This window comes from Pseudomonas sp. P65(2024) (assembly GCF_057480955.1).
On sequence record NZ_JBLIYX010000019.1, the window covers coordinates 54,677 to 66,654 of the forward strand.

Annotated in this window: 11 protein-coding genes; 1 reads left to right on the forward strand and 10 read right to left on the reverse strand. The window is 61.9% G+C overall.

Annotation, left to right across the window (positions count from 1 at the left end; genetic code table 11):
* Window positions 1-9: 9 nt before the first annotated feature.
* From AC25MA_RS21865 to AC25MA_RS21880, 4 genes are all read right to left on the reverse strand, one after another.
* Window positions 10-735, reverse strand: coding sequence for a dienelactone hydrolase family protein (locus AC25MA_RS21865; RefSeq protein WP_028690468.1), 726 nt, complete (start codon window positions 733-735; stop codon window positions 10-12).
* A gap of 109 nt (window positions 736-844) precedes the next feature.
* On the reverse strand, window positions 845-2,752 hold the full coding sequence (gene htpG / locus AC25MA_RS21870) for a molecular chaperone HtpG (RefSeq protein ID WP_028690467.1): 1,908 nt from the start codon (window positions 2,750-2,752) through the stop codon (window positions 845-847).
* Window positions 2,753-2,845: 93 nt separating this feature from the next.
* Window positions 2,846-3,304, reverse strand: coding sequence for a PaaI family thioesterase (locus AC25MA_RS21875; RefSeq protein ID WP_028690466.1), 459 nt, complete (start codon window positions 3,302-3,304; stop codon window positions 2,846-2,848).
* Window positions 3,301-3,777 (reverse strand): PaaI family thioesterase, encoded by a 477-nt coding sequence (locus AC25MA_RS21880; protein ID WP_088852916.1) that lies wholly within the window; start codon window positions 3,775-3,777, stop codon window positions 3,301-3,303. The genes AC25MA_RS21875 and AC25MA_RS21880 overlap by 4 nt, the downstream gene beginning before the upstream one ends.
* A 136-nt stretch (window positions 3,778-3,913) precedes the next feature.
* Between AC25MA_RS21880 and AC25MA_RS21885 the strand changes: the two genes are divergently transcribed.
* Complete coding sequence (locus tag AC25MA_RS21885; protein WP_028690464.1) at window positions 3,914-4,189, forward strand: hypothetical protein; 276 nt, start codon at window positions 3,914-3,916, stop codon at window positions 4,187-4,189.
* 66 nt (window positions 4,190-4,255) lie between these two features.
* On the opposite strand, the gene AC25MA_RS21890 is transcribed toward AC25MA_RS21885, so the two are convergent.
* The 6 genes from AC25MA_RS21890 to odhB all read right to left on the reverse strand — a co-directional run bounded on the left by AC25MA_RS21890 (window position 4,256) and on the right by odhB (window position 11,946).
* Window positions 4,256-5,005, reverse strand: a complete 750-nt coding sequence (locus tag AC25MA_RS21890) for a DUF599 domain-containing protein (protein ID WP_028690463.1) — start codon at window positions 5,003-5,005, stop codon at window positions 4,256-4,258.
* A 192-nt stretch (window positions 5,006-5,197) separates the two neighbouring features.
* A complete protein-coding gene (brnQ, locus tag AC25MA_RS21895; protein WP_028690462.1) occupies window positions 5,198-6,511 on the reverse strand; it encodes a branched-chain amino acid transport system II carrier protein in 1,314 nt (437 codons plus the stop codon).
* Between the two features lie 452 nt (window positions 6,512-6,963).
* Complete coding sequence (gene sucD, locus AC25MA_RS21900) at window positions 6,964-7,848, reverse strand: succinate--CoA ligase subunit alpha (protein ID WP_004376004.1); 885 nt, start codon at window positions 7,846-7,848, stop codon at window positions 6,964-6,966.
* Window positions 7,848-9,014 (reverse strand): ADP-forming succinate--CoA ligase subunit beta, encoded by a 1,167-nt coding sequence (gene sucC, locus AC25MA_RS21905; RefSeq protein ID WP_003254205.1) that lies wholly within the window; start codon window positions 9,012-9,014, stop codon window positions 7,848-7,850. Before sucC ends, sucD begins: the two co-directional genes overlap by 1 nt.
* A gap of 172 nt (window positions 9,015-9,186) precedes the next feature.
* Window positions 9,187-10,623 (reverse strand): dihydrolipoyl dehydrogenase, encoded by a 1,437-nt coding sequence (lpdA, locus tag AC25MA_RS21910; RefSeq protein WP_028690460.1) that lies wholly within the window; start codon window positions 10,621-10,623, stop codon window positions 9,187-9,189.
* Window positions 10,624-10,719: 96 nt separating this feature from the next.
* A complete protein-coding gene (gene odhB / locus AC25MA_RS21915) occupies window positions 10,720-11,946 on the reverse strand; it encodes a 2-oxoglutarate dehydrogenase complex dihydrolipoyllysine-residue succinyltransferase (protein ID WP_062363719.1) in 1,227 nt (408 codons plus the stop codon).
* Between the last annotated feature and the right edge of the window lie 32 nt (window positions 11,947-11,978).

An 11,978-nucleotide genomic window follows, 5' to 3' on the forward strand; every position in this document is an offset into this window, starting at 1 on the left:
CCTGAGCGTTCAGCCTGCGAACACTTCCTTGAGCAAGTTATGCATCGAGCGGAACGCCCGCTCCGACGTACGCCGGTCATACTGCATCTTGCCCGGCACATTGGCGTTCGGATCGGTGAACGAATGCACCGCGCCGCCATAGCTGAGCAATTGCCAGTCGACCTTGGCCGCGTTCATCTCGGCCTCGAAAGCCGGTAGCTGTTCCTTGGGCACCAGCGGATCGGAAGCGCCATGCAGCACCAGCACCGAACCCTTGATGCGCTTGGCATCCTCGGGGCTTGGCGTGTCCAGGGTGCCATGGAAGGAAACGGCGGCCTTCAGGTCGGCGCCGGAGCGGGCCAGCTCCAACGCGCAGCAGCCACCGAAGCAGAAGCCGAAGGTGGCCACCTTGCCAGGCTCCAACAAGGCCCTAGACTGCCCCAGCAGCTGCGCCAGCGCCTCCTGCATACGCTTGCGCAGCTCGGCGCGATCATTTTTCAGCGGCATCATCGCCGCGCCCGCCTCGTCGGCATTGGACGGGCGCACCGACTGGCCGTACAGGTCGGCGATCAACACCACATAGCCTTGCTCGGCCACTTCCTTGGCGATACGTTCGGCGCCCTCGCCGATACCCATCCAGTTCGGCGCCATCACCAGGCCCGGCTGGGGCAGCGCGCCCTGGGTGTAGACCAGGCGGCTTTCGTAGGCTTTGCCTGACAGGTGATAGACCAGCGATTCGACGATGACCTTGCTCATTCAGCTCTCCTTGGGCTTCACGGGTCAGCACATGATAGATGCATTCCCAGCGCCCCCCATTCTCACCAGAAAGAAAAAGCCCGCCGAAGCGGGCTTTGTCTGCGTCAGATCAAGCGGACAGCTCGACCAGCAGCTTGTTGAGGCGACGCACATAGGCCGCCGGGTCCTTCAGGCTGTCGCCGGCCGCCAGGGCCGCCTGGTCGAACAGGATGTGCGAAAGCTCGGCAAAGCGGTCTTCGCTCTGCTCGCCATCGAGCTTCTCGATCAGCGGGTGGGTCGGGTTGAACTCGAAGATCGGCTTGGACTCGGGCACCTTCTGCCCGCTGGCTTCGAGGATCTGGCGCATTTGCAGGCCCAGGTCCTGCTCACCGATGGCCAGGATCGCCGGCGAATCGGTCAGGCGGTGCGAGACACGCACTTCGGCCACGCTGTCACCCAGCGCGCCCTTGAGGCGCTCGACCAGGCCTTCCTTGTCCTTGGCGACTTCTTCCTGGGCCTTCTTGTCCTCTTCGGAATCCAGCTTGCCCAGGTCCAGGTCGCCACGGGCGACGTCGACGAAGGCCTTGCCATCGAACTCGCTGAGGTAGCTCATCAGCCACTCGTCGATGCGGTCGGTCAGCAGCAGCACTTCGATGCCTTTCTTGCGGAAGACCTCCAGGTGCGGGCTGTTCTTGACCTGGGCGTAGGATTCACCGGTCAGGAAGTAGATCTTGTCCTGGCCTTCCTTGGCGCGGGCCAGGTAGTCGGCCAGGGCAACGCTCTGCTCGCCGCTGTCGTCGTGGGTGGAGGCGAAGCGCAGCAGGCCTGCGATCTTCTCCTTGTTGGCGAAGTCCTCGGCCGGGCCTTCCTTCAGCACCTGGCCGAAGTTCTTCCAGAAGCCCTTGTACTGCTCCGGCTCGTTCTTCGCCAGCTTCTCCAGCATGTCCAGCACGCGCTTGGTCAGCGCGGTCTTCATCGAATCGATGATCGGATCCTTCTGCAGGATCTCGCGGGAAACGTTCAGCGACAGGTCGTTGGAGTCGACCACACCCTTGATGAAGCGCAGGTACAGCGGCAGGAACGACTCGGCCTGGTCCATGATGAACACGCGCTGCACGTACAGCTTCAGACCGCGTGGCGCTTCGCGCTGGTACAGGTCGAACGGTGCGCGGGCCGGCACGTACAGCAGCGAGTTGTACTCGAGCTTGCCTTCGACCTTGTTGTGGCTCCAGGCCAGCGGGTTCTCGAAGTCATGGCCGATGTGCTTGTAGAACTCCTGGTACTCCTCGTCCTTGACCTCGGTGCGCGAACGGGTCCACAGGGCGCTGGCGCGGTTGACGGTTTCCCACTCCTGGGCCGGCTGCTCTTCGCCTTCGGCAGCCGCTGGTTGCTCCTTCGGCAGCTCGATCGGCAGGGCGATGTGATCGGAGTACTTCTTGACGATGTTGCGCAGGCGCCAGCCATCGGCGAACTCATCCTCGCCCTTCTTCAGGTGCAGGACGATACGGGTGCCGCGCTGCGGCTTGTCGACGGTGGCGACCTCGAACTCACCCTCGCCCCTGGACGACCAGTGCACGCCTTCGGCGGCCGGCAGACCGGCGCGGCGGCTGAACACGTCGACCTTGTCGGCGACGATGAACGCGGAATAGAAGCCCACGCCGAACTGACCGATCAGGTGCGAGTCCTTCTTCTGGTCACCGGTGAGGTTCTTCATGAAGTCGGCGGTGCCGGACTTGGCGATGGTGCCCAGGTGGGCGATGACGTCTTCGCGGCTCATGCCGATGCCGTTGTCCTCGAGGGTCACGGTATTGGCGTCTTTGTCGAAGCTCAGGCGGATTTTCAGCTCGGCATCGCCTTCGAGCAGCTCAGGCTTGGCCAGGGCCTCGAAACGCAGCTTGTCGGCGGCGTCGGAAGCGTTGGAGATCAGCTCGCGCAGGAAGATCTCCTTGTTCGAATACAGGGAATGGATCATGAGGTGCAGCAGCTGCTTTACCTCGGTCTGGAAGCCCAGGGTTTCTTTTTGAGTCTCCACACTCATGGTCTTCAAACTCCAATCTGTTGGTTGTTGACGCCTGGCGGCCGTCGGGCCTGCTTTTGATGGCGGATGTCCAGCAGATGGGGGCACCCCTGACTATTTCAAGGGCTTTTCCGGTTCGATCTTGAAATGCGCGCGCGCCGTGGCGATCGGCGTGTCGCGATCGCCCTGCCAGGCGGTGATGGCGACGTTGGTCACCCGCCGCCCCTGGCGCCATAGCTGGCACTGGGCGTAGGTGTCGCGAAAATGCCCGGCGCGCAGGTAATCGATGGAGAAATCGATGATCTTCGGGATGCTCGCGCTCTCGCTGAAGATCAACAGGTAGAGTGCCGCGGACAGCTCCATGAAGCCGGCAATCACGCCACCATGGATCGCCGGTAACAACGGGTTGCCGATGTTGTCAGGATTGGCCGGCAGGCGGAACAGCAGGTCGTCGCCGTGGCGCTCGCATTCGATGCCGATCAACCCGGCATACGGGATCAATGCCAGCAATGGCTGGTAATCGCCGCGAGCATGGGCCCGGTTCAACTGTTGACGGATATCGGCGGGGATCACGCGCGGCCCTCCTTGAGGCTGTTGCCGAAGCGAATGCCGCCCTTGACGTCCTGCCCCAGGCGCATGAAGGTGCCGACCACCTGGCAGATCGGCTGCGCGGGGTCGTCCTGGTAGGCAGTGCCGCGGGTGAAAATGACATCGCGGGTCACCCGGTAGCACTGGGCATGGCCGAAGATGTCCTTGCCGGCCTCGGCCGGGTGCATGTAGTCGATGCGCAGGTCCAGGGTCGGGCACACCTCGAAACGCGGCAACGCGCAGAGCGTGGCCATGCCGCAGGTGGTGTCCATCAGCGTGGTCAGCACCCCGCCGTGCACCGCGCCGTTCTGCGGGTTGCCGACAATGGCCGGTGACCAGGGCAGCACCAGCGTCATGCCGTCGGCGTCGGCGTGGTGCACGCGCATCTGCAATACCTGGCAATGTTTCAACGCCGAGAGAAAACGCTCGGCCATCGCCATCAATGGCATCTCGTTCATTGTCCCTCGCTTCATAAAATAGATAAAAAGTCCATATAGGTCGGGCAGTTATATATCTGTAACCTTTGTGGAACTTCTTCGCAGACGATGAACTCGAAGGTACACGTAAAGTTATTCCACCCAGGAGAAACACCCCATGCGTAAACCTTTTGCTTTTGCTCTGATGCTGGCCGCTGCCATGGGCCTGGCTGCTTGCGATAAAGCGAGCGAAGACAAAGCCCAGGACGCACAGCAACACGCCGAGCAAGCCCAGGAAAAGATGGGCGAAGCTCAGGATAAGATGAACGAAGCCGCCAAGGAAAACGCCGAAGCCGCCAAAGATCAGGCCGAAGCGCAGCAGAAGGCCGCCGAGGAGGCCGCGCCCTCCACCCCAGCGCCGACCACTGCGCCTGCCGAGCCTGCCAAGCAGTAATCGCGCCATACAAAAAAACCCGACAATGTCGGGTTTTTTTGTATCTACCGCTTACGCTAAAAGGTTTCAGCCAGCAATACCGGAAGCGTCCTTGCCCGGCTCTACGGACACACTTTCCGTCGGTGTGAACACCATCACTTCCAGTACATGGGAATGGAACTCGCGGCGATACAGGATGAATACAACGCCGACACTCATGACCATGAACAACCAAGGGCTGATGAACCAACTCAGCATGGCCATGCCGAAGTAGTACGAACGCAATCCCAGGTTGAACTGGTTGGCGGCCAACGACAGTACGCGTGCGGCCCGAGAGGCGAAGGCCTTGCGCTCGAGTTCGTTGACCAGGCGCTCGCCGATCATCGGCGCCGAACCCACCAACACAGCGGCGAAGTTGTATTGGCGCATGCACCAGCTGAAGGTGAAGAAGGCGTAGACGAACACCATCGCCAGGCACAGCAACTTGATTTCCGACATCCCTTGCGAGGCCTGCTGCACCAATGGCAGGTCGGCCAGCAGCGACAGCGCGCGATCCGACGCTCCGAGCACGGTGAGGATACCGGCGAGGATGATCAAGGTACTGGAGGCGAAGAACGACGCGTTGCGCTCCAGGTTGCCGATCACGCTGGCATCGGCGATTCGGTTGTCGCGCAGCAGCATGCGGCGCATCCAGTCTTCGCGGTACAGGTGCAGCACGCTGGCCAGGCACGCCGTGTCGCGGCCTTTCCAGATGGCGTAGCGGGTGTAGCCGCCCCAGCAGATGGCGAACCAGCAGGCGGCAAGGAGGTTGCCCAGGTTGTTTTGGATGAAGCTCATGCAGCAGTCCCGTCAAAGAGAAACAGACCGGTTTTCGACGCCCGGATTCGGCAAAAGACACGCCCTCGCCACGATAGCGTCGGTACAGCCGACAAAAAACCCCGCGCCTTTCGGCAGCGGGGTTTCGATATCCACCATCGGCAAGCGCCCTTCAGCTTGTGGCCAGCGCCCTGCCCTTGAGGTTTCAATCCATCAGGCCAGCGCCTCGCGCGGCTTGCCCAGCATGCGATCGCAGACCACGGCGGCGGCCAGGGTGACCACCGAAGGCACCAGCCAGGCCATGCCTTCGTTGCTGAACGGCAGGTGAGCCAGGGCGTCAGGCAGTACGTGGGCAAAGCTGCTGCCCTTGATCGCGTCGACAACGCCGAACACCAGCGACACCAGCATGACCGGGGCCAGGATACGGGTCGGCGAATTCCACAGGTCTTTCACAAAGCTCAGGCCCACGACCACGATGCACGGCGGGTAGATCGCCGTCAGCACGGGAATCGAGAACATGATCAGCTTGGTCAGACCCAGGTTGGAGATCAGCAGCGAGAAGCCGGCCAGGATTACCACAAGGGCACGGTACGACAGCGGCAGGATCTGGCTGAAGTACTCGGCGCAGGCGCAGGTCAGGCCAACGGCGGTCACCAGACAGGCCAGTGCGATCAACACGGCGAGGAAGCCGCTGCCCAACGAACCAAAGGTGTGCTGCACGTAGGCATGCAGGACCATCGCGCCGTTGGTGGCGTCGGCGGCGATGTCATGGCTGCCCGCGCCAAGGCGGAACAGGCTGACGTACACCAGCACCAGGCCGACACCGGCAATCAGGCCGGCGATGATGGCATAACGGGTGATCAGCTTCGGCGACTCGACGCCACGCGAGCGGATGGCGTTGACGATGACGATACCGAAAACCAGGGCGCCCAGGGTGTCCATGGTCAGGTAGCCATCGGAGAACCCTTTGGAGAACGCGGCGGCGGCATAGGCAGGCTGGGCCTCGCCAATGGTGCCGGCCGGCAGGGCGAAGGCCGCGATGCCCAGCACTGCCAGGGCGATGATCTTCAATGGCGCGAGGAAACGGCCCACGGTGTCGAGCAGCTTGCCCGGATACATGGACACGGCCAGTACCACGGCGAAGTACACGATGCTGTAGATAAGCAGCGCCGTCGGGCTCTCGCCGGTCAACGGCGCAACGCCCACTTCGAACGACACGGTCGCGGTACGCGGGGTGGCGAACAGCGGACCGACCGAGAGGTAGCACACGGCCGCCAGCAGGCCGCCGAAGAACTTGCCGATCGGGCTGCTCAGGGCATCCATGCCGCCACCGACCTTGGCCAGCGCGACCACGGTGATGACCGGCAGGCCCACGGCGGTGACCAGGAAGCCGAGTGCGGCCATCCACACGTTCGGACCGGACTGCAGGCCGACGATGGGCGGGAAGATGATGTTGCCGGCGCCGACGAACAGCGCGAACGTCATAAAGCCAAGCGCCAGGATATCCTGGCCTTTTAACACTTTCATTTAAGGAAATACCACACTGCTGAAATCGGGAGTCGGAGGGGATTTCCCACAGGATGAAGGGAAATGCTGCCCGGCTTGGTGAGCCAGACCCGTTTAGCGTGTCGTTCCCTTTTGGGGTACGGGCACAGAGTGAACGCGTAGCCTACCTGTTTTGCCTGACAAACGCACTGGCACAGTGCTGCTTGTCCGATGTGCGTATGTGTTTGTCGTCTGGTTGAACGTGTTCGGCGACAATTTATTGCGGATTTGAGTGGATGTCTGGTTGAAAATCCTGATTGAGGTGATCGAGTTTTCCTAGCCTTTACTGAGCACGTGCGGGAGCGGCCTTGCCGACCGGTCCGACGCCTCGGCAAGGCCGCTCCCACAAAAACGCGATCGCGGATGACTCGAATAAAAACGACAAAGGCCACCCGAAGGTGGCCTTTGTGCGCGTGGGGGGTACTGCGTGTTACTTACTTCTTGACTTCCCAGCCAGTCAGCTCGGCCAGGGCCTTGCCGATGTCAGCCAGGGAACGCACGGTTTTCACACCGGCGTCCTGCAGGGCGGCGAACTTCTCGTCCGCAGTGCCCTTGCCACCGGAGATGATGGCGCCAGCGTGGCCCATGCGCTTGCCCGCAGGTGCGGTAACACCGGCGATGTAAGAGACAACAGGCTTGGTCACGTTGGCCTTGATGTAGGCCGCGGCTTCTTCTTCAGCGGAACCGCCGATCTCACCGATCATGACGATCGCTTCGGTCTTCGGGTCTTCCTGGAACAGCTTCAGGATGTCGATGAAGTTGGAGCCCGGGATCGGGTCACCGCCGATGCCGACGCAGGTCGACTGGCCGAAGCCGGCGTCGGTGGTCTGCTTCACAGCTTCGTAGGTCAGGGTACCGGAACGCGAAACGATACCGACCTTGCCTGGCAAGTGGATGTGGCCTGGCATGATGCCGATCTTGCACTCGCCCGGGGTGATGACACCTGGGCAGTTAGGGCCGATCAGGGTCACGCCCAGCTCGTCGCACTTGACCTTGGCGTCCAGCATGTCGAGGGTAGGAATACCCTCGGTGATGCAGACGATCAGCTTGATGCCACCGAAGGCGGCTTCCAGGATCGAGTCCTTGCAGAAAGGAGCCGGTACGTAGATGACCGACGCGTCAGCGCCGGTGGCTTCCACGGCTTCTTTCACGGTGTTGAACACCGGCAGGCCCAGGTGGGTGGTGCCACCCTTGCCCGGAGTGACGCCGCCGACCATCTTGGTGCCGTAGGCGATGGCTTGTTCGGAGTGGAAAGTACCCTGCGAGCCGGTGAAGCCCTGGCAGATGACTTTGGTGTCTTTATTGATCAGGACGCTCATTACTTGCCCTCCGCAGCTTTGACAACTTGTTGAGCAGCGTCGGTCAGGCTGGTTGCCGCAATGATGTTCAAACCGCTTTCTGCCAGTACTTTAGCGCCCAGTTCGGCGTTGTTGCCTTCGAGGCGAACGACAACCGGAACCTTGACGCCGACTTCTTTCACAGCGCCGATGATGCCTTCGGCAATCATGTCGCAGCGAACGATGCCGCCGAAGATGTTGACCAGAACGGCCGCGACATTGCTGTCGGACAGAATGATCTTGAACGCTTCGGTAACGCGCTCCTTGGTAGCGCCGCCGCCCACGTCGAGGAAGTTGGCTGGCTTGCCACCGTGCAGGTTGACGATGTCCATGGTACCCATGGCCAGGCCGGCACCGTTGACCATGCAGCCGATGTTGCCTTCGAGGGCAACGTAGTTCAGTTCGAACTTGGCGGCGTGGGCTTCACGGGCGTCGTCCTGCGACGGGTCGTGGAAGGTCTTCAGCTTCGGCTGACGGTACATGGCGTTGGCGTCGATGTTGATCTTGGCATCGAGGCAGTGCAGGTCGCCGTCGGCCTTGATCACCAGCGGGTTCACTTCCAGCAGGGCCAGATCGTGATCCTTGAACAGCTTGGCCAGGCCTACGAAGATCTTGGCGAACTGTTGGACTTGCTTGCCTTCCAGACCCAGCTGGAACGCCAGTTCACGACCCTGGAACGGCTGAGCGCCGACCAGCGGATCGATGGTGGCCTTGAGGATCTTCTCAGGAGTCTCGTGAGCGACTTTCTCGATGTCCACGCCACCTTCGGTGGAGGCCATGAACACGATGCGACGGCTCGAACGATCGACTACAGCGCCCAGGTACAGCTCTTTGGCGATGTCAGTGCAGGATTCGACCAGGATCTTGGAAACTGGCTGACCGTTGGCGTCGGTCTGGTAGGTGACCAGGTTCTTGCCCAGCCACTGAGCAGCGAAGGCCTTAGCGTCTTCCTTGCTGCGAACCAGCTTGACGCCGCCCGCCTTGCCGCGACCACCGGCGTGGACCTGGGCTTTGACGACCCACTCGTTCCCGCCGATCTTGTCGCAGGCTTCTGCAGCTTGCTCAGGGGTATCGACAGCGAAACCCTTGGAAACTGGCAGGCCGTACTCAGCGAACAGCTGCTTACCCTGATACTCGTGAAGATTCATGCTTTTTACCGTCTTCGTTAGGTACTGCGCTTCGGCGCTGCGCCATTAATGGCGCCGCACCACCTGTGACCGTTGACCCCGGGTTTTCCCGTGTGATCCGGTCCGGCGGACGTTCCGCGGTGAGTCTTGCACGCAAGACCCACGACGGGCAGCCCGCCGTGGTTTCTTATAATTAACGCTTCTTACGGTTGGCGACGTGAATGGCACCGCCATTCACCGCCAGCGCTGCTTCATGCAACGCTTCGGACAGGGTCGGATGGCTGAAGACCATCATGCCCAGGTCCTCGGCACTGGTGCCGAATTCCATTGCGATCGCGCCTTGCTGAACCAGCTCGGCAGCCGAAGGGCCGATCACGTGAACGCCCAGTACGCGGTCGGTCTTGGCATCGGCGATGACCTTGACGAAACCACCGGTGTCGTTGGCCGCCATCGCACGGCCGCTGGCCGCGAACGGGAAGGTGCCCACGTTAACCTCAACGCCTTCGGCTTTCAACGCCTGTTCGGTCTTGCCGACCCATGCGATTTCCGGGTGGGTGTAGATGACCGATGGGATCAGGTCGTAGTTCATCTGGGCTTTGTGGCCCTTGATGCGCTCAACGACCATGATGCCCTCTTCCGAGGCCTTGTGCGCCAGCATCATGCCGCGTACCACGTCACCGATGGCATAGACGCCCGGAACGCTGGTGGCGCAGTGATCGTCGACGAAGATGTAGCCACGCTCGTCGATGGTCACGCCGCTGTCGGCGGCCAGCAGGTCGGTGGTCACCGGACGACGGCCGACGGCGACGATCAGCTTGTCGAAGGTGATCTTCTGCTCGCCTTCGGCGTTGGTGTAGGTGACTTCGACTTCGTTGCCGTTGACTTTCGAGCCGGTGACGCGAGCGCCCAGCTTGATGTCCAGGCCTTGCTTGGTCAGGGTCTTCTGGGCTTCTTTCGACACGGCGGTGTCGGCAGCCATCAGGAAGGTGTCCAGGGCTTCCAGGACGGTGACTTCGGCACCCAGGCGAGCCCATACCGAGCCCAGTTCCAGGCCGATGACGCCGGCACCGATGACGCCCAGGCGCTTCGGTACGCTCTGGAATTCCAGGGCGCCGGTGGAATCGACGATGACGTTCTGGTCGACCGGAGCCGGCGGAATGTCGATCGGACGCGAACCGGAGGCCAGGATCACGTTCTCGGCCTCGATGACTTCGGTGGTGCCGTCAGCCTTGGTGACTTCGACTTTCTTGCCGGCCAGCAGCTTGCCGTGGCCCTGGATCGAAGTGACGCCATTGGCCTTGAACAGGGTGGCGACGCCACCGGTCAGGTTCTTGACGATGCCGGCCTTGCGGCCAACCATCGCGGCAACGTCCATCTTCACTTCGCCAGTGGAGATACCGTGCACGTTGAAGCTCTCTTTGGCTTCCTTGTACTTCCAGGAGCTGTCCAGCAGCGCCTTGGACGGAATGCAACCCACGTTCAGGCAGGTGCCGCCCAGGGCCAGCTTGCCCTCGGCGTCGGTGTATTTCTCGATACAGGCAGTCTTCAGACCGAGTTGGGCAGCCTTGATGGCGGCAACATAGCCGCCAGGACCTGCACCAATCACCACTACGTCGAATTTCTGGGTCATAAAAGATTCCTTTTTAGCTTCAAGCGGCAAGCTGCAAGCTGCAAGACCCGCGCGCTTCGACTTGAAGCTTGCGGCTTGCGGCTTGCAGCTGCGCGATTAGATGTCCAGCAGCAGGCGAGACGGATCTTCCAGCAGGTTCTTGATGGTCACCAGGAAGGTTACCGCTTCCTTGCCGTCGATCAGGCGGTGGTCGTAGGACAGCGCCAGGTACATCATCGGGCGGATCACCACCTGGCCGTTGATGGCCATCGGGCGCTGGATGATGTTGTGCATGCCCAGGATCGCGGCCTGCGGCGGGTTGACGATCGGGGTCGACATCATCGAGCCGAAGGTACCACCGTTGGTGATGGTGAAGGTACCGCCGGTCATCTCTTCGATCGACAGTTTGCCGTCACGGGCTTTCTTGCCAAAGGTGGCGATGCCGTTCTCGATTTCAGCCAGGCTCATCGATTCGGCGTTGCGCAGTACCGGTACCACCAGGCCACGGTCGCTGGAAACAGCGACGCCGACGTCGGCATAACCGTGGTAGACGATGTCGTTGCCGTCGATCGAGGCGTTGACTGCCGGGAAGCGCTTCAGCGCCTCGGTGGCGGCCTTGACGAAGAACGACATGAAGCCCAGGCGCACGCCGTTGTGGGTCTTCTCGAACAGGTCCTTGTACTTCGAACGCAAGGCCATGACTTCGGTCATGTCGACTTCGTTGAAGGTGGTCAGCATGGCCATGCTCGACTGGGCTTCGACCAGACGCTCGGCAATCTTGGCGCGCAGACGGGTCATCGGCACACGCTTCTCGGTGCGGTCGCCAGCGGCGGCGACGACCGGGGCAGCGGCAGCAGCGGCCGGCTTGGCAGCCGGTGCGGCGGCAGGGGCCGACTTCTTGTTGGCGACGGCGGCGACGACGTCTTCCTTGGTGATGCGACCGCCCTTGCCGGTGCCGGCAACGGTAGCCAGGTCGATGCCGTTCTCTTCAGCCAGCTTGCGCGCGGCTGGCGCGGCGACCGGGTCGTCTTCGCCAGCGTCGGCGGCAGCGGCGGCCGGTGCGGCGGCAGGGGCAGCAGCAGCGGCCGGAGCAGCGGCGCCAGCGCCACCTTCAACGATCGAGCCCAGCACTTCGTCGGACAGGACGGTGTCGCCCTCGCCCTTGACGATGGCGCCCAGCACGCCGTCGGCGGTGGCCAGGACTTCCAGGACGACCTTGTCGGTCTCGATGTCGACGATCAGCTCGTCACGCTTGACGGCGTCGCCCGGCTGCTTGTGCCAGGTGGCAACGGTGCCATCGGCAACCGATTCCGGGAAGGTTGGGGCTTTGATCTCGATAGCCATTATCTGTGTTTCCTTAAATTCGGTTTCAGGTG